The sequence below is a fragment of the Streptomyces sp. CNP082 genome, from assembly GCF_059570535.1.
Map to the genome: position 1 here is coordinate 24,611 of NZ_JCANSZ010000046.1, position 16,395 is coordinate 41,005.

A 16,395-nucleotide genomic window follows, 5' to 3' on the forward strand; every position below is an offset into this window, starting at 1 on the left:
AGCAAATCGTCGATCTCTCCCTGCCTGGGGAGCACCCCCCTCGCGTGGGGCCTCCCCTGAAGTTATGCCGAATACCGGATGCCTTCGCGCTTGAAGCCATTCCCACTCCGCCACCGATCCATGCCTCGGAGTACGGACCGATGTGACGACCTGAGAATCGCGCGCCGCTGGCCGTTCGTCAAGGCCCCCCTGCCCCAGGGAGATCATGCCGGCGCGCTCCGGCCGGTGAAGATCACCATACTCGCAGGTGCGCGCGGGGCAAGCGCTCCGGCCGGGCGGCCCGGCAACGCAGCGAGGGCGACCACCCGGATGGGTGATCGCCCTCGGTTGCGGCTCACGGGCCGTCAGCCCCGGCGGTCCCGGCTCACAGCGCCCCGACCGGCCGGGACGAGGTCACTTGACCTCGACGGAGGCGCCGGCGCCCTCAAGGGACTCCTTGGCCTTGTCCGCGGCCTCCTTGTTGACCTTCTCCAGAACCGGCTTCGGCGTGCCGTCGACCAGCTCCTTGGCCTCCTTCAGGCCGAGCGAGGTCAGCTCGCGCACGACCTTGATGACCTGGATCTTCTTCTCGCCGGCGCCGGTGAGGACGACGTCGAACTCGTCCTTCTCCGGCTCCGCCTCGGCACCGGCGGCGCCGCCGCCCGGGCCGGCGGCGGCGACGGCGACCGGGGCCGCGGCCTCGACGTCGAACTTCTCCTCGAACTTCTTGACGAAGTCGGAGAGCTCCATGAGGGTCATCTCTTCGAACTGCGCGAGCAGGTCGTCGGTGCTGAGCTTCGCCATGATGGCGGTCCTTCCACTAAGTCGGCTGGTGCCGGTTGTACTGATGCATCAGTGCGGCGGGCGTTCGCGGCGCCGCTGAGCCACGGAGAGCGCTTCTGCTACTCCGCGGCGTCGGCGGGAGCCGGCGTACCGGCACCGCCCTGCTCGACCTTGTCGCGCAGCGCGTCCGCGGTGCGGACGAACTTCGACAGCGGGGCCTGGAAGGTCGCCGCGGCCTTCGCCATGGACGCCTTCATGCCACCGGCCAGCTTGGCGAGCAGCACCTCACGGGACTCGAGGTCCGCAAGCTTGTTGATCTCCGCGGCGGTCAGGGCCTTGCCGTCGAGGACACCGCCCTTGATGACCAGCGCGGGGTTGTCCTTGGCGAAGTCACGCAGCCCCTTGGCCGCCTCGACCGGGTCACCGGTCACGAAGGCGACAGCGGTCGAACCCTGGAGGTGCTCGTCGAGCTGGTCGAGCCCGGCCTCCTTCGCCGCGATCTTGGTCAGCGTGTTCTTCACCACTCGGTACTGTGCGTTCTCGCCGAGAGAACGGCGCAGATCCTTAAGCTGCGCCACGCTCAGTCCGGTGTACGCGGTCACGACGGCCGCGTTGGAGCCACGGAGCTTGTCCGTGATCTCCTTGACGGCCTCGACCTTGTCCGGCGTCGCCATGAGCCTCAGCCTCCTTCCGGGTGATGGGACCGCCCTTCGGATGCACGAGGACCGGCACACACGACAAACGCCCCGGCGCAGGCGCACGGGGCGTGACTCGACCGTACGGGCACGGGGCCCGGCGGGAGGGTCTTCCTCATTCACCTGCGCGGGCCGTCCGCGGTGTACGCGGAGCCTTCGGCCACCGCACTCCCCTGCGGGTGTACGGCGACGGCCAGCGGTCTTTGGCTACGAGGGGAAATCGTACGGCCTAGGCCGTCCCACGGGCAAATCGCCCCGGGACGGCCGGCCGTACGCGACGTCGGGTCCGGTGCTACGCGCCGGGCTCGATCTCCTGCATCCCCGCGCTCATGTCCGCGGTCTCGGACGCCGGCGGAGCCTCCACCGTGACGGGCTCGTTGTAGCTCAGGAAGGTCATGGTGGTGTCCAGCGGGCCCTCCTTCGTCTCGGCCTGCATGCGGAACTGCTTGGTGTGGTCCTCGCCGTCGATCCACATGTCCATGGTGAACTCGTCGATGCCCGTCTCCGCCAGGTCGTCGATCCTCTCCTGGCGCTCCTTCTGCGTTTTCCCGTCCGCGTTCTCCGCCTCCGCGCGGAGGGCGTCGAGGGTGACCGTGCCGCTGTAGCGGGTGGTCTGCACGCCCTCGATCTCCTCCTCGCCGACCCTCTCCAGATCGTCGGCCGCGTTCATCATCTGGGCTTCCTCGGCGGGGTTCTCCTCCGCCTGGTCCAGCTCCAGCAGCGGGTTCTCGCCCTCGTCCTCGGACATGCTCATCTTGAGCCAGGTCTTGCCGTCCATCTGGGCGGCGGCCTCGGCGCCGGTGTTCATGTACATGGCGTCACCGACGAGACGTATCTCCATCTCGCCGCTCTCGTCCGGGGTGGCCCCGTCCACCGTCATCTTCATCTGCATGGCGGGCGGGTCCATGCTGATCGCCCCGGTGCCCTCCATGGAGCCCTCGCCGGGCACCTCGCCGACCATCCGGTACTCGACCGAGGTGAAGTCCTCCGCCTTCTCCGTGGCCTTGCGGACGGCGGCTGCGGGGGTGACGTCCACCGGCTGACCGGCGTTCCCGCCCTTGCTGCCGTCTGCCTTCCCGCTTCCGTCGTCGTCGCCGCAGGCGGTGAAGGCGGTCAGGGCCAGGGCAGCCGCGCCGAGCGCGGCCCCGCCCCGTACGAACGTCGAGCGCATCGTCATCCTCTCCCTCCGGGCACACATGTCCCGGGACATGGAAGGGAACACGCTAGCGGATCCGGCAAGTCCGCCGGCCGCTAGGAGATCTCGGTGAAGTCGATGCTCTCGGCCGCGGACGGCTCTTCGACGTTCACGTCCACGCCGTAGTCCGAGTAGTAGACGGTGGTGCTGAACTCGCCGCCCGTCATCTCCCCGGACTCCTCGCGCTTGATCATCAGGTCCTCGTCGTCCACCCAGATGTCGACGGTCTGCGTGGTGATACCGGACGCCTCAAGCTGGTCCTCCAGGTCGGAGAGCTGCTCCTCGCTCAGCGTCTTGGACGACGCGCGCGCCAGGTCGGAGACGTCCACGGTGCCGGAGTAGTGCGTGGTCTGCACGCCGCGCACCTCCTCCTGGCCGACCTCCTCGACGTCCTCGGAGGCCAGCAGCAGCTTCACGGCCTGCCCCGGGGTGCTGTTCTGCATCTGGTCCTTCATGTAGTCCCCGGACGGGCCCATGAACTCCGACAGGTCGTCGTAGTCGTAGCGGATCCAGTTCTTGCCCGGGTACTGGGTCTGGAACGCGCCCTCGACGCCCGCGTAGTAGGCGTCCGGCAGGTAACGGGCGTCCAGCGTGCCGTCGTCGTCCATCATCTGGATCGAGGAAGCCATCTGGCCCTCGGTGTACTTCACGGTGGCGGTGCCGATCGCGCCGTCGGCCCAGTCGAGTTCGCCCTCGTTCTCGGTGGTCATCGCGTCGCCCATGACCACGGTGCTCTCGAACTTCGACGACTGCGCGCCCGAGGTCTTCTCGTCGATCGCCTGCAGCGCGGCCTGCGCGCCCCGTACGGTCCCGCTGCCCCCGTTGCCGCCACCGTCGCTGCCGCCGCCACCGGAACCGCCGTCACCGCCGCCGGAGTCGGACCCGCAGGCCGCCGCGAATGCGAGCAGCAGCGCCGCCCCCAGAGAGACACCTGCGCGCTTCACGGTCGTGTGCATGGGAATCCCCGCCCCCTCGTGGTGGTCGTTCTACTCGGGCAGGAGTTCTGCCCGTACGGTCAGTGAACACCAGAAACGGGTCGGACCCGGAGCCCCATGGGCGTTCCGGGTCCGACCCGTTGCAGGGCCGTGACAGTCGATGCGCGGCTGTCGAACGGGCGTTGCCCGTCAGACCGCGGCGTCCTCCGTCATCAGGTCGCGCACCCGCGCGGGGTCCACCGGGATGCCGGGGCCCATCGTCGTGGTGATCGTGGCCTTCTTGATGTAGCGGCCCTTGGCGGCCGACGGCTTGAGCCGCAGCACCTCCTCCAGCGCCGCGCTGTAGTTCTCCACCAGCTGACGCTCGTCGAACGAGGTCTTGCCGATGATGAAGTGCAGGTTGGAGTGCTTGTCGGTGCGGAACTCGATCTTGCCGCCCTTGATCTCGGTGACGGCCTTGGCCACGTCGGGCGTGACCGTGCCGGTCTTCGGGTTCGGCATCAGACCGCGCGGGCCGAGGACCCGCCCGAGCCGGCCGACCTTGCCCATGAGGTCCGGGGTGGCGACGACCGCGTCGAAGTCGAGGCGGCCCTTCTGCACCTCCTCGATCAGCTCGCCGGAGCCGACGATGTCGGCTCCGGCGGCCTCCGCCGCCGCTGCACGGTCACCGGTCGCGAAGACCAGGACCCGGGCGGTCTTGCCGGTGCCGTGCGGGAGGTTCACGGTGCCGCGGACCATCTGGTCGGCCTTGCGCGGGTCGATGCCCAGGCGCATGGCGACCTCGACGGTGCCGTCGAACTTCGTCGTGGACGTCTCCTTGGCGAGGCGGACGGCCTCCAGAGGTGCGTACTGCCGCGTGCGGTCGACCTTGGCGTCGCCGCTGCGGAGTGCCTTGCTGCGCTTCACTGCTGCTCCTGAGGTGTTCGGTACGGAGTCGTGGTCCGGGCCGGCGCACGGCCCTGCCACAGGGTGCTGCTGGGGCTGGTGCCCCGGGGGGCGCTCAGCCCTCGACCGTGACGCCCATGGAGCGGGCAGTGCCGGCGATGATCTTCTCGGCGGCGTCCAGGTCGTTGGCGTTGAGGTCGGCCATCTTGGTGGTGGCGATCTCGCGGACCTGGTCACGGGTGATCTTCGCGACCTTGGTCTTGTGCGGCTCGCCGGAGCCCTTCTCCACACCCGCGGCCTTGAGGATCATCTTCGCGGCCGGCGGGGTCTTGGTGATGAAGGTGAACGAGCGGTCCTCGTAGACCGTGATCTCCACCGGGATGACCCAGCCGCGCTGCGACTCGGTCGCGGCGTTGTACGCCTTGCAGAACTCCATGATGTTCACGCCGTGCTGGCCCAGCGCGGGGCCGACCGGCGGGGCCGGGTTTGCGGCACCGGCCTGGATCTGGAGCTTGATCAGCCCCGTGACCTTCTTCTTCTTGGGAGGCATGTCTCTCCGGGTCCTTGAATGAGAGGTTTGCGCCTCGATCCGGCCGATCATCCGGATGGAGGCATACCGCACCACGATAGCCGTATCGGGTACGAGTCCTGAAACCGAGCAGGTCAGAGCGGCTGCAAAGCCGTCTGACCTGGTCGGAAGCGGGGCGGGCCGGGGGCCCTCAGTCGTTCTTCTGGATCTGGTCGAAGCTCAGCTCGACCGGGGTCTCCCGGCCGAAGATCTCCACCAGGCCCTTGACCTTCTTCGAGTCGGCGTTGATCTCGTTGATCGTCGCCTGCAGCGTCGCGAACGGGCCGTCGGTGACGGTGACCGAGTCGCCCACGGCGAAGTCGAGCACCTGCACCTCGACCTTGCGGGACGGCACCGGCTTGCCCTCGGCCTCCGCGGCCTCGCGGGCGGCCTTCTCCTCGGCCTCCGGGGCGAGCATGCGGACGATCTCGTCGAGCGTCAGCGGGTACGGGTCGTAGGCGTTGCCGACGAAGCCGGTGACGCCCGGGGTGTTGCGCACGACGCCCCACGACTCGTTCGTCAGGTCCATCCGCACCAGGACGTAGCCCGGGAGCTTGTTCTGCCGGACGTTCCTGCGCTCGCCGTTCTTGATCTGGACGACCTCTTCCTCGGGCACCTCGGCCTGGTAGATGAAGTCCTCGACGTTCAGGGAGACGGCGCGCTGTTCGAGGTTGGCCTTGACCCGCTTCTCGTAGCCCGCGTAGGTGTGGATCACGTACCACTCGCCGGGCAGGCCGCGCAGCTCCTGGCGGAGCGCCTCGACGGGGTCGACGGCCTCCTCTGCCGGTTCAGCCGGTTCAGCCGGCTCGGCTTCCTCGGCGGCCTCAGCGGCGGCGTCCGCCTCGCCGGGCTCCTCGTCCTCGTCCCCGGTGTCCTCGGCCGTCTCGCCGGCGGCGCTCCCGGCGCCGTCCTCGGAGTCTTCGGAGTTCTCGGCGTCCTCGGCGTCCGCGGGTTCCCCGGAGTCAGCGGCGTCCGCGGTCTCCTCGGCCCCGACCGCCTCGGCGTCTTCGGGTCCGGCCGCCCCCACCTGCTCGGCAGGCTCTGCCTGCGCAGCGCCGGCAACCTCGTCGGTCGCGACTGCGTCGTTCAGGTTCGGGTCAGACACGGTAGCTGCTTCTTCCTGGCTCAAAAGGGGATGTACACATGCAGTCGCCTACCTTACGTACCTTACGGGCGGCGTACGCGAATCGGTCAGCCGAATCAGCCGAAGACGTACTGCATGAGTTCGGTGAACCCGAAGTCGATCACCGTCACGATGCCGATCATGACCACCACGAAGATGATCACCACGGTCGTGTACGTCGTGAGCTGATTCCGCGTCGGCCAGACGACCTTGCGCAGCTCCGCGACGATCTGGCGGTAGAAGAGCGCCAGGCGGGCGAACGGGCCCTTCCGGCCGCGCTTGCCGCCGCGGCGAGCGGGTCGCGCGTCGCCTTCGGGGCGGTCAGGCGTCGCGGTGGAGGCTTCCGTCACTCGTCCTCACCTGGATCCCGGTTCGTTGGCCTGCCGCGCCCGGTGGAACCGCACGGCGGGGCTGCTGTGAACTGCGTACGCACCCCCTGAGGAGATGCGCGTAGCAGGGCCGGAGGGACTTGAACCCCCAACCGCTGGTTTTGGAGACCAGTGCTCTACCAATTGAGCTACGACCCTTTGTGTCATCCCAACCTAACGCATTCCTGCAGGGGCTTCACGAGCGCGTGCAAGATCTGCACCGGGGCTGGCACGGTGGTTGAGTGTACGTGCTTCACGCCCTGCCGTCGAACGAGTACGCCGCGCGCCCCGCTTACGAGCCGTGCAACCCATGTGCCCGGCCCCCCGCCCGTCTGGAACGATGGGCGTCATGACCGCTGCACACACCCCGTCCCAGTCCCCGGCCGAACGACGGGTGTCGGCCCGCGTCGGCGCCATCTCCGAGTCCGCGACCCTCGCCGTGGACGCCAAGGCCAAGGCCCTCAAGGCGGCCGGCCGGCCGGTGATCGGCTTCGGCGCCGGCGAGCCCGACTTCCCGACGCCCGACTACATCGTCGAGGCCGCGATCGCAGCGTGCACCAACCCGGCGTACCACCGCTACACGCCCGCCGGCGGGCTGCCCGAGCTGAAGGCCGCCATCGCCGCGAAGACCGCGCGCGACTCGGGCTACGAGGTGGAGCCGGCCCAGGTGCTCGTCACCAACGGCGGGAAGCAGGCGATCTACGAGTCGTTCGCCGCCCTGCTCGACCCGGGCGACGAGGTCATCGTCCCGACGCCCTACTGGACCACCTACCCCGAGTCGATCCGGCTGGCCGGCGGCGTGCCCGTCGACGTCGTCGCCGACGAGACCACCGGCTACCGGGTCTCCGTCGAGCAGCTCGAAGCCGCGCGCACCCCGCGCACGAAGGTGCTGCTCTTCGTCTCCCCGTCCAACCCGACCGGCGCGGTCTACACCCGCGAACAGGTCGAGGCGATCGGCCGCTGGGCCGCGGAGCACGGGCTGTGGGTGCTGACCGACGAGATCTACGAGCACCTGGTGTACGGGACCGCCGAGTTCCACTCGCTGCCGGTGGTCGTGCCGGAGCTTCGCGACAAGTGCGTCGTGGTCAACGGCGTGGCCAAGACCTACGCGATGACCGGCTGGCGGGTCGGCTGGGCCATCGGCCCGAAGGACGTGATCAAGGCCGCGGCGAACCTGCAGTCGCACGCCACGTCCAACGTCTCCAACGTCGCGCAGGCCGCCGCGCTGGCGGCCGTCTCCGGCGACCTGGACGCGGTGGCGAAGATGCGCGAGGCGTTCGACCGGCGGCGCAAGACGATCGTGCGGATGCTGAACGAGATCGAAGGCGTGGAGTGCCCCGAGCCCGAGGGCGCGTTCTACGCGTACCCCTCGGTGAAGGGGCTGCTCGGCAAGGAGATCCGCGGCCGGCGGCCGGCGGATTCCGTGGCGCTGGCCGAGGTGATCCTGGAGGAGGCCGAGGTGGCGGTGGTGCCGGGCGAGGCGTTCGGGACGCCGGGGTATCTGCGGCTGTCGTACGCGCTGGGGGACGAGGACCTGGCCGAGGGCGTCTCGCGGATGCAGAAGCTCCTGGCGGAGGCCGCGGACTGAGCGGCGACGCGAGCGGGCCCCGACTGCGCAGTCGGGGCCCGCTCGCGTCGGGCGTGCGAATATTTCTTCGCGCACGCACCCTTTCAGATCTTCGCTACCGCACGGCGCACGTGCCGTCACGCACGATACGGCAAGATCGGTCCGTGATTCCGCTCCGAGGGAGCTTCCAGCCCGAGGGCTGCGGTCCAGCCCGAACCGGCCCCTTACGGGACGGTGCGACAATACCACCGGAAGGGGGCGCAAGGTGACCACGGAGCACCGCCGAGACGTCCGCCGCCTGCCCAAGGCGCATCTGCACCTGCACTTCACCGGCTCCATGCGCTCCGGCACGCTGATCGAGCTGGCCGCGAAGTACGGCGTCCACCTGCCCGAGGCGCTGAGCAGCGGCGAGCCCCCCAAGCTGCGCGCGACCGACGAGCGCGGCTGGTTCCGCTTCCAGCGGCTGTACGACCTCGCCCGCTCCTGTCTGCGCTCGGCCGACGACATCCAGCGGCTCGTGCGCGAGGCCGCCGAGGAGGACCTCGCGGACGGCTCGCGGTGGCTGGAGATCCAGGTCGACCCCACCTCGTACGCGCCGCGCCTCGGCGGTCTCATCCCGGCGCTGGAGATCATCCTCGACGCGGTCGAGACCACGGCCCGGGACACGGGCCTCGGGATGCGGGTGCTCGTCGCCGCGAACCGCATGAAGCACCCGCTCGACGCCCGTACCCTCGCCCGGCTCGCCGTGCGCTACGCCGACCGCGGCGTCGTCGGCTTCGGGCTGTCCAACGACGAGCGCCGCGGCTTCGCCCGCGACTTCGACCGCGCCTTCGCCATCGCCCGCGAGGGCGGCCTGCTGGCCGCCCCGCACGGCGGCGAGCTGGCCGGGCCCGCGAGCATCCGCGACTGCCTGGACGACCTGGACGCGCGCCGCATCGGGCACGGCATCCGCGCCGCCGAGGACCCGCGGCTGCTGTCGCGGCTGGCGGCGGCGGGGGTGACCTGCGAGGTGTGCCCGTCGTCGAACGTCGCCCTGGGGGTGTACGAGCGGCCGGAGGACGTGCCGCTGCGGGCGCTGTGGGACGCGGGGGTGCCGATGGCGCTGGGGGCGGACGACCCGCTGCTGTTCGGGTCGCGGCTGGCGGCGCAGTACGAGCTGGCGCGTACGTACCACGGGTTCACGGACGAGGAGCTGGCGGAGCTGGCGCGGCAGTCGGTACGGGGCTCGGTGGCGCCGGAGGAGGTCCGGCGGGACCTGCTGGCGCAGGTGGACGACTGGCTGTCGGGAGGGCCGGCGGGCGGTCCTCAGGGGGCGCGCGGGGGCGCCGCGGGTGGCGGGGCGGGCGGCCCGGCGGGCGGCTCGGCGGGCGAGGGGTCGAGCGCGGCCCAGACCGTACGGGCCAGTGCCGCGGCGAAGTCCTCCACCGGCTGAGCCGCCGCGGGACCGCCGAAGGCCACGAAGAACGCCCGCTGGAAGCAGGGGCCGAGCAGCATCACCGCCGCGGCCCGGGGGTCCGCGTCGGCGCGGATGGTGCCGCGCCCGCGCTCCCGTGCCAGGTACTTCGTGAGCGCGTCCCCAGCCTCGTACGGCCCCTTGCTGCCGACCGCGGCGAGCCCCTCGGCGAACCGCGCGAGCAGCGCCGGCTCGACGATCAGCGCGCCCACCATGGGCAGGATGTCCTCGTAGAAGTCCGTGGCCTTCAGGGCGACGGACCGCAGGCACTCCTCGACGCCGCGGGCGCCCGGGTCGTCGGCCAGCTCGGTGAGCAGCGCGCCGAGGTACGGCAGGCGCTCGTAGAGGACGCGGAGGAAGATCTCCTCCTTGTTGACGAAGTGCTTGTAGAGCAGGGCCTCCGAGCAGCCCGCGGCGCGCGCGATCTCCTTGGTGGTGGCGTGCACGAAACCGGAGGTGCGCACGAGCCGCTCCGCGGCGTCGATGATGCGCTCCGGGGCCGGTCTTGACGGCGAGGTGGGCATACACTCACCCTAACAGGGGTGGGTGAGTACCCACTTACGGGAGGGACGATGAGGCTCACGGTCTTCGGCGCGTGCGGCGGCACCGGCCGGGAGGTGGTCCGGCAGGCGCTGGCCGCCGGGCACGAGGTGACCGCGGTGGTGCGCAAGGAGGCGCGGAGCGGGGCCGCAGGGCCGGGTGCGGTGGCCGGGGCCGGGGCGGCGTGGGCCGGGAGGGGGCGCGGCGGCTCGGCGGGCGGCTCGGGCTGGGCCGGGTACTTCGGCGGACGCGGGCGGCTGGCGGTCACGACGGTCGGGGACGCGACGGACCCCGCCGCCCTGGGCGGCGTCGTCGGGGGCCGCGACGCGCTGCTGTTCTGCCCCGGTCTTGAGTACGTCGGCCGGCCCCCGGGCCGTCTCGGCGCGGCGGCGCACGCGCTGGTACGGGCCGCGCGGGCGGCGGGCGTGCGGCGGCTGCTGGTCGTCAGCACGGCGCCGGTCGGGCCGGTGCCGCCGGACGAGGGGGTGTTAGGCCGGGCGGTGTCGCCGGTGCTGCGGACGGTGTTCAAGGACGTGTACGCGGAGGCCGCCGCGATGGAGTCGGAGCTGGCGCACAGCGGGCTCGACTGGACGGTGCTGCGGCCGGGCAAGCTGACGAACCGGCGGGGCAAGGGGCGCTACCGGCGCCGGGTCGGCGGCAACGTCCCCGGCACGGGGACGCTGGCGCGGGCGGACCTGGCGCGGGCGGTGCTCGATCTGGTGGACGACCCGGCGGTGCGGGGGCGGACGGTGGGGCTGGGGCCGGCGCGGGGGTGAGGTGCCTTGGGGGGCGTAGCGCTGTGTGCCTCCGGGCGTGTACGCCGCCGTGGGGCGCGTACCGCTGCTTACCGGCGCCCGCCTGTCACAGGTGCACGCCGACCGTCACCGGCTCGTTGACCAGGGTGACGCCGAAGGCGTCCCGCACCCCGTCGCGCACCTCGCGGGCGAGCGCGAGCAGGTCCTCGGTGGTCGCCGAGCCGCGGTTGGTGAGGGCCAGGGTGTGCTTGGTGGAGATGCGGGCCGGTCCGGTGCCGTACCCGCGGGTGAAGCCGGCGCGGTCGATGAGCCACGCCGCGGACGTCTTCGTCAGCCCCTGGCCCGCCGGGAACGCCGGCGGGCGGGCGTCGGGGCCGAGGCGGCGGGCGACGCGGTCGAGGAAGGCGGCGTGGGCCTGCTCGTCGAGGATCGGGTTGGTGAAGAAGGAGCCGGCCGACCACGTGTCGTGGTCCTCCGGGTCGAGCACCATGCCCTTGCCGGCGCGCAGCTTCAGCACGACCTCGCGCGCCCGGGCGGCCGGCACCCGCTCGCCGACGGCGACGCCGAGCAGGCGCGCCGTCTCCCCGTACCGCACGGGCGCGGACAGGCCGCCTTCGTCGGCGAGGCGGAAGCGGACGCGCAGGACGACGAAGCGGTCCGGGTCGGCTTTGAAGCGGCTGTGCCGGTACGCGAAGGAACAGTCGGCGGCGGGGATGGTGACGGTCTCGCCGGTGGTGCGGTCGTACGCGACGACCTCGGTGATCGTCTCCGCGACCTCCTGGCCGTACGCGCCGACGTTCTGGATCGGCGTCGCGCCGGCCGAGCCGGGGATGCCGGCCAGGCACTCGACGCCGGCCAGGCCGGCCTCGACGGTGCGGGCGACGGCGGCCGACCAGTCCTCGCCGGCGGCCAGTTCGAGCGCGGTGCCGTCGAGGGCGAAGCCGGTGGTGGCGATGCGCAGGACGGTGCCGGGGAAGCCGGCGTCGGCGACGACGAGGTTGCTGCCGCCGCCGACGATGAGCAGCGGGGTCCCGGCGGTGTCGGCCGCGCGCACGGCGTCGGCCACCTCGGCGTCGGTCGTGGCGGTGACGAGCCGGGCGGCGGGGCCGCCGAGGCGGAGGGTGGTCAGCGGGGCGAGGGGGGCGTCGTGGCGTACCTGCACGACGCCAAGGTTACGGGCCGGGGGTGACAGCGCGCGTAGCCGGTGCCGGGACGCCGAGGGCGGGGAGCAGCTCGCGCTCTTCGTAGGCGAAGTGGGCGTCGAGGCGGGCGGCGAGGGCGCGCAGCTCGGCGCGGACGGGGGCGGGGGCGGGGGCGGGTTCCGGGGCCGGCTCCGGGGCCGGTTCCGGGGCCGGTTCCAGGGTGGCGTGGGGCGGGGCTTCGGGTGGCGGGGCCGCGGCCAGCTCGCGTACGCGCGCCAGCATCGCGGTGACGGCGTGGTGCTCCTCGCGGATCCGGGCGACGGCGGGGGCGAGGTGGGGGAACTGCCGCTCCATGGCGCCCAGCGCGCCGTCCTCGGCGCCGTGGTGCTCGGCGACGGAGGCGCAGTAGGCGAGGCAGTGGGCGCGCAGGTCGCGGAGCGCGGGGGCCGGGGCCGGGCCGGGTTCCGCGGGGCGGCCCTCGGCGGCGGCAAGCACCGCGGCCAGCTCGCGGCGCAGTTCGTCGTGTGCGCTGAGCAGTTGCTTCCCGGCGGCCCGGCTGCGCCGCGGGTCGGCGAAGAGGTTGCGGTGCAGGGCGATGACGGGGATGGTGCGGGCGGTTCTGCGCTCGTACGCGGCGAAGGCGGGGTCGCGCTCGGCCTGCTGGGCGTACGCCCGGTCGCGTTCGGCGGCGGGGAGGGGGATGGCGTCGGCCTCGTACGCCGCGATCCCGTCGGGGGCGTCCGGGTCGCGGATCTCGACGGTGACGCGGGGGTGGGCGAGGAGGTTGCGGTACCAGGCGGGGTGGTGGTCGGCGCCGCCGTTGGAGCCGAAGACGAGCAGGCGGGCGCCGTCGCGGTGGTAGACGACGGGGGTGGTGCGGCGGGTGCCGCTGCGGGCGCCGGTGGTGGTGAGCAGCGCGAGCGGGGCGCCCTCGAACATGCCGCCGACCCGGCCGCCGTTCGCCCGGAACTCCTCGATGACCGCCCGGTTGAAGTCGTGCGGGCTGGGCTGCTGCTGCTCGGTCGTCACGGGGGCCGCCTCTCGCGTGCTCACGGGTCCGCGTGGGCGCGTAGCATCGCGCTCGCGCCGCGGAAGATTTGCTTTGCAAGCAAAGAATCTTTGACTGCAAAGCTAAGGAAGGGAGCGCCGCGATGTCAACCGCCGGGCCGGGCGTCGACGACGCCATCCGTACGCTGCTGCTGCTCATGCCGCGCATGGTGGGGCGCGCGAAGCGGCTGCCCGTCCCGGAGGAGCTGCGCTCCCTCGCGCTCGCCCCGCGGCACCTCTCCCTCCTCGCCTACCTGCTCTTCGACGGCGAGCTGAGCGTCAACGAACTGGCCGGGCGGCTGGACGTGGCCCCGACGACCGTGAGCCTCATGGTCGGCGAGCTGAGCCGCAAGGGCGTGCTGGAGCGGCGCGAGGACCCGGCGGACCGGCGGCGGAAGCTGGTCAGCATCACGGCGGCCCGCCGGCCGGCGATCGACGCCTGGCTGGGGCAGGGTGCGCAGGCGTGGCGGGCGGCGCTGGAGCCGCTGACGGCGGGCGAGCGGCGGACGTTCGTGGAGACGCTGGCGGCGTACGAGCGGCACCTGGGCGGCGGGGCGTAGGCGGGGAGGCGGCCCGGCGTAGGCAGGGACGCGGCCCGGCGTAGGCGGGGAGGCGGCCCGGCGTACCGCGGGGAGGCGGCCCGCCGTAGGCGGGGAGGGCACCCCCGCGTAGCGGCGGCTACGCGCCCCGGCGCGGCGCCCGGTGCCGTCCGCGGCCGGCGGCCACCGCCCGTACGGCGAAGAACGCCACCACCGCCAGGGCCACGACCCCGAGGACCGCCTTGGAGTACACGCCGACCAGGTCGCTGATCTCGTGCCAGCGGGAGCCGAGCCAGTAGCCGGCGAGCACGAACACCGTGTTCCACAGGGCGCTGCCCGCGGCCGTCAGGCCGAGGAAGACCGGCACCCGCATCCGTTCGATGCCCGCGGGCACGGATATGAGGCTGCGGAAGATCGGGATCATCCGGCCGAAGAACACCGCCTTCGTGCCGTGCCGGGCGAACCACGCCTCCGTACGCTCGATATCCCGCACCTTGAGCAGCGGCAGCCGCGCCGCCAGCGCCACGGTCCGGTCGCGGCCGAGGAGCGCGCCGACCCAGTACAGCGCGAGGGCGCCGACGACGGAGCCGACGGTGGTCCAGACGAGCACCGCCGCCAGGTTCAGCCCGCCCTGGTTAGCCGAGAAGCCGGCGAGCGGGAGGATGACCTCGCTGGGCAGCGGCGGGAACAGGTTCTCCAGCGCGATGGCCAGCCCGGCCCCCGGCGCCCCGAGATCCTCCATGAGCCCGGCGGCCCACCCCGCGACGCCACCGCTGGGTGCCTCTCCGGCAGCGATTTCGATCATGGCGACGACGTTACGGGGCGGGGCCGGCAACCGGAATCCGGGGTCCCACCCAAGCCCGTACGGAAAACCGCACCCCCCAAGCTGCGCGGAACCGCACCGCGGCAGGCCCCCTGTTCTGCGGAAACCCGCAGTGCGCCGCGCTCCCGGCCGCGGCTAGCGTGGCCGCATCATGCGTCCGATACTGCTCCGCCGCCTGCGCACCGCGGCCGGGGTCCTCACCGGTGGCCTCACCGCCCTCGCCGAACTCCCGCTGGTCGTCCTGTGCGGCCTGTGGCTCCTCGCCACCTGGCCGTGGCAGGCAGCCGCCGGCGGCACCGCCCGCGGGCCGCGCGCCGCCCGCTTCCCGTACGAGGCCGCCGCCCGCCTCGCCGCCGCCGAGCGCAGGCGCATGACGTACTTCTACGGCAGCGAACCCGCCCCGCCCCGCGCCACCCCGCGCGCGCTCTCGTACCTCGCGCTCCGCTGGGGCGTCGGCGCGCTCGGGGGCGCGGTGCTCGTGACCGCGCTGATCGGCGCGGCGTACGGCTCGACGCTGCTGTGGATCTGGTTCGTCGCCACGGAGGCGGACGCGGTCCCGATCGTCAGCGCGGCCCTGGCCGGCCTGTTCCTGCTGTTCCTGTCCATCCAGGGCGTGGACGGCGTCGCCGCGCTCGACAACCACCTCGCCCACCGCTTCCTCGGCCCCAGCCCCGCCGACCTCCTCCAGCGCCGCATCGGCGAACTCGCCGCCACCCGCGCCGGCATCGTGGCCGCCGTACACGACGAGCGCCGCCGCATCGAACGCGACCTCCACGACGGCGTACAGCAGCGCCTCGTCGTCCTCGGCCTGCTCCTCGGCCGCGCCCGGCGCACCGCGACCGCCGACCCGGACAAGTCGGGGGAACTGCTCCGCCAGGCCCACGAACAGGCCCAACTGGCGCTCACCGACCTGCGGGAGGTCGCCTGGCACGTCTACCCGGCGGCACTGGACGACGCCGGCCTGCGCGCGGCGCTGGAGGCGCTGGCGGAGCGCTCGGAGCTGCCCGTACGCATCGACTACACGCTCGCCGAGCCGCTGCCGGAAGCGGTGCGCACGGTCGCGTACTTCACGGTCTCCGAGGCCGTCACGAACGCGATCAAACACTCGTCCGCCACGCTGGTGACCGTACGGCTGACGCGGGATGCGACGATGGCGCGCGTGAGCATCGAGGACGACGGCAAAGGCGGCGCGAACCCCTCCGGCGGCGGCCTGCTCGGCCTCGCCCGCCGCGTCGCCGCCCTCGACGGCCGCCTCACCGTCACCAGCCCGCCCGGCGGGCCCACGACCGTCACCGCGGAGCTGCCGTGCGCGTAGTCCTGGCCGACGACTCGACGCTGCTGCGCGAGGGCCTCGCCCGCCTCCTGGCCGACGAGGGCCACGACGTCACCGCCGCCGTCGGCGACGCCCCGGCCCTGCTCGCGGCGGTCGCCGCCGACCCCCCGGACGTCGCGGTCGTCGACGTGCGCATGCCCCCGGGCCACTCCGACGACGGGCTGCGCGCGGCGCTGGAGATCCGCGAACGGTGGCCGCGGACGGGGGTGCTGGTGCTGTCGCAGTACGTGGAGCGGCGCTACGCGGCGGAGTTGGTCACCGGCAGCACGGGCGGCGTCGGGTACCTGCTGAAGGACCGCGTGGTCGAGGTCGACGAGTTCCTCGACGCCCTGGACCGGGTGGCCGCGGGCGGCACGGCCCTCGACCCCGAGGTCGTACGCCGCCTCCTGGCGCACAGCACCCGCTCGGACCCGCTGGACCGTCTCACCCCGCGCGAACGCGAGGTCCTGGACCGCATGGCCCAGGGCCACACCAACGCGGCCATTGCCGCCCGGCTGCACGTGTCGCAGAGCGCGGTGGAGAAGCACGTCAACGCGATCTTCGACAAGCTCGACCTGGGCCAGACGGAGGGCTACAGCCGCAGGGTGCTGGCCATCCTGCGCTACCTGGAGCCGTGAGGCGCTCTCGCGGGGGCACCCCTCCGGCGGGGTGAGGCGGGGGCCCCT

The 16,395-nt window shown here is 72.6% G+C and carries 17 protein-coding genes, 1 tRNA gene and 1 pseudogene; 6 read left to right on the forward strand and 13 right to left on the reverse strand.

Annotated features, from left to right (window positions below; genetic code table 11):
• Positions 1–393: 393 nt before the first annotated feature.
• The 9 genes from rplL to B124_RS28380 all read right to left on the reverse strand — a co-directional run bounded on the left by rplL (position 394) and on the right by B124_RS28380 (position 6,690).
• Positions 394–783, reverse strand: coding sequence for a 50S ribosomal protein L7/L12 (gene rplL / locus B124_RS28340; RefSeq protein ID WP_496505827.1), 390 nt, complete (start codon positions 781–783; stop codon positions 394–396).
• A 98-nt stretch (positions 784–881) separates the two neighbouring features.
• A complete protein-coding gene (gene rplJ / locus B124_RS28345; RefSeq protein ID WP_496505828.1) occupies positions 882–1,436 on the reverse strand; it encodes a 50S ribosomal protein L10 in 555 nt (184 codons plus the stop codon).
• A gap of 313 nt (positions 1,437–1,749) precedes the next feature.
• The gene (locus B124_RS28350) at positions 1,750–2,634 is read right to left on the reverse strand and encodes an SCO4651 family lipoprotein (RefSeq protein ID WP_496505829.1); all 885 of its coding nucleotides are present in this window, start codon (positions 2,632–2,634) and stop codon (positions 1,750–1,752) included.
• Between the two features lie 74 nt (positions 2,635–2,708).
• Positions 2,709–3,608: an SCO4651 family lipoprotein gene (locus B124_RS28355; protein ID WP_496505830.1), complete on the reverse strand. Its 900-nt coding sequence runs from the start codon at positions 3,606–3,608 to the stop codon at positions 2,709–2,711.
• 168 nt (positions 3,609–3,776) lie between these two features.
• On the reverse strand, positions 3,777–4,493 hold the full coding sequence (rplA, locus tag B124_RS28360; protein WP_496505831.1) for a 50S ribosomal protein L1: 717 nt from the start codon (positions 4,491–4,493) through the stop codon (positions 3,777–3,779).
• 94 nt (positions 4,494–4,587) lie between these two features.
• A complete protein-coding gene (gene rplK, locus B124_RS28365) occupies positions 4,588–5,022 on the reverse strand; it encodes a 50S ribosomal protein L11 (protein WP_018834878.1) in 435 nt (144 codons plus the stop codon).
• A gap of 169 nt (positions 5,023–5,191) precedes the next feature.
• Positions 5,192–6,145, reverse strand: a complete 954-nt coding sequence (gene nusG, locus B124_RS28370) for a transcription termination/antitermination protein NusG (RefSeq protein WP_496505832.1) — start codon at positions 6,143–6,145, stop codon at positions 5,192–5,194.
• Between the two features lie 95 nt (positions 6,146–6,240).
• Positions 6,241–6,513 (reverse strand): preprotein translocase subunit SecE, encoded by a 273-nt coding sequence (gene secE / locus B124_RS28375; RefSeq protein WP_027771083.1) that lies wholly within the window; start codon positions 6,511–6,513, stop codon positions 6,241–6,243.
• Between the two features lie 104 nt (positions 6,514–6,617).
• Positions 6,618–6,690 (reverse strand) — tRNA-Trp (locus tag B124_RS28380).
• Positions 6,691–6,880: 190 nt separating this feature from the next.
• Between B124_RS28380 and B124_RS28385 the strand changes: the two genes are divergently transcribed.
• Positions 6,881–8,119, forward strand: coding sequence for a pyridoxal phosphate-dependent aminotransferase (locus tag B124_RS28385; RefSeq protein WP_496505833.1), 1,239 nt, complete (start codon positions 6,881–6,883; stop codon positions 8,117–8,119).
• 244 nt (positions 8,120–8,363) lie between these two features.
• Positions 8,364–9,530, forward strand: coding sequence for an adenosine deaminase (locus B124_RS28390; protein WP_496505834.1), 1,167 nt, complete (start codon positions 8,364–8,366; stop codon positions 9,528–9,530).
• A 380-nt stretch (positions 9,531–9,910) separates the two neighbouring features.
• On the opposite strand, the pseudogene B124_RS28395 reads toward B124_RS28390, so the two are convergent.
• A pseudogene (locus tag B124_RS28395) lies at positions 9,911–10,075 on the reverse strand (TetR/AcrR family transcriptional regulator); the annotation flags it as partial.
• Between the two features lie 48 nt (positions 10,076–10,123).
• Between B124_RS28395 and B124_RS28400 the strand changes: the two are divergent.
• On the forward strand, positions 10,124–10,867 hold the full coding sequence (locus B124_RS28400) for an NAD(P)-dependent oxidoreductase (RefSeq protein WP_496505835.1): 744 nt from the start codon (positions 10,124–10,126) through the stop codon (positions 10,865–10,867).
• A gap of 85 nt (positions 10,868–10,952) precedes the next feature.
• Here B124_RS28400 and B124_RS28405 read toward each other — a convergent pair whose 3' ends face one another.
• Entirely contained in the window at positions 10,953–12,008 is a 1,056-nt protein-coding gene (locus B124_RS28405; protein ID WP_496505836.1) for a UDP-N-acetylmuramate dehydrogenase, read from the reverse strand.
• A gap of 10 nt (positions 12,009–12,018) precedes the next feature.
• Positions 12,019–13,017 carry a nitroreductase family deazaflavin-dependent oxidoreductase gene (locus B124_RS28410; protein ID WP_496505837.1) on the reverse strand — a complete coding sequence of 333 codons (999 nt, stop codon included), beginning with the start codon at positions 13,015–13,017 and terminating at the stop codon, positions 12,019–12,021.
• 122 nt (positions 13,018–13,139) lie between these two features.
• On the opposite strand from B124_RS28410, the gene B124_RS28415 reads away from it, so the two are divergent.
• The gene (locus B124_RS28415; RefSeq protein ID WP_496505838.1) at positions 13,140–13,595 is read left to right on the forward strand and encodes a MarR family winged helix-turn-helix transcriptional regulator; all 456 of its coding nucleotides are present in this window, start codon (positions 13,140–13,142) and stop codon (positions 13,593–13,595) included.
• Positions 13,596–13,713: 118 nt separating this feature from the next.
• Here B124_RS28415 and B124_RS28420 read toward each other — a convergent pair whose 3' ends face one another.
• Positions 13,714–14,316, reverse strand: a complete 603-nt coding sequence (locus B124_RS28420) for a DedA family protein (RefSeq protein ID WP_496505863.1) — start codon at positions 14,314–14,316, stop codon at positions 13,714–13,716.
• Positions 14,317–14,548: 232 nt separating this feature from the next.
• On the opposite strand from B124_RS28420, the gene B124_RS28425 reads away from it, so the two are divergent.
• Both B124_RS28425 and B124_RS28430 read left to right on the forward strand, forming a co-directional pair.
• A complete protein-coding gene (locus B124_RS28425) occupies positions 14,549–15,712 on the forward strand; it encodes a sensor histidine kinase (RefSeq protein ID WP_496505839.1) in 1,164 nt (387 codons plus the stop codon).
• Positions 15,703–16,347 carry a response regulator gene (locus B124_RS28430; protein WP_496505840.1) on the forward strand — a complete coding sequence of 215 codons (645 nt, stop codon included), beginning with the start codon at positions 15,703–15,705 and terminating at the stop codon, positions 16,345–16,347. The genes B124_RS28425 and B124_RS28430 overlap by 10 nt, the downstream gene beginning before the upstream one ends.
• Positions 16,348–16,395 lie beyond the last annotated feature (48 nt).

Excerpts from the sequence above, each read along its gene's own strand:
- rplL (WP_496505827.1), bottom strand. The coding sequence starts at position 783 with ATGGCGAAGCTCAGCACCGACGACCTGCTCGCGCAGTTCGAAGAGATG.
- B124_RS28400 (WP_496505835.1), top strand. The coding sequence starts at position 10,124 with ATGAGGCTCACGGTCTTCGGCGCGTGCGGCGGCACCGGCCGGGAGGTG.
- rplK (WP_018834878.1), bottom strand. The coding sequence starts at position 5,022 with ATGCCTCCCAAGAAGAAGAAGGTCACGGGGCTGATCAAGCTCCAGATC.
- B124_RS28425 (WP_496505839.1), top strand. The coding sequence starts at position 14,549 with ATGCGTCCGATACTGCTCCGCCGCCTGCGCACCGCGGCCGGGGTCCTC.
- B124_RS28355 (WP_496505830.1), bottom strand. The coding sequence starts at position 3,608 with ATGCACACGACCGTGAAGCGCGCAGGTGTCTCTCTGGGGGCGGCGCTG.
- B124_RS28385 (WP_496505833.1), top strand. The coding sequence starts at position 6,881 with ATGACCGCTGCACACACCCCGTCCCAGTCCCCGGCCGAACGACGGGTG.
- rplJ (WP_496505828.1), bottom strand. The coding sequence starts at position 1,436 with ATGGCGACGCCGGACAAGGTCGAGGCCGTCAAGGAGATCACGGACAAG.
- B124_RS28415 (WP_496505838.1), top strand. The coding sequence starts at position 13,140 with ATGTCAACCGCCGGGCCGGGCGTCGACGACGCCATCCGTACGCTGCTG.
- B124_RS28350 (WP_496505829.1), bottom strand. The coding sequence starts at position 2,634 with ATGACGATGCGCTCGACGTTCGTACGGGGCGGGGCCGCGCTCGGCGCG.
- B124_RS28420 (WP_496505863.1), bottom strand. The coding sequence starts at position 14,316 with ATGGAGGATCTCGGGGCGCCGGGGGCCGGGCTGGCCATCGCGCTGGAG.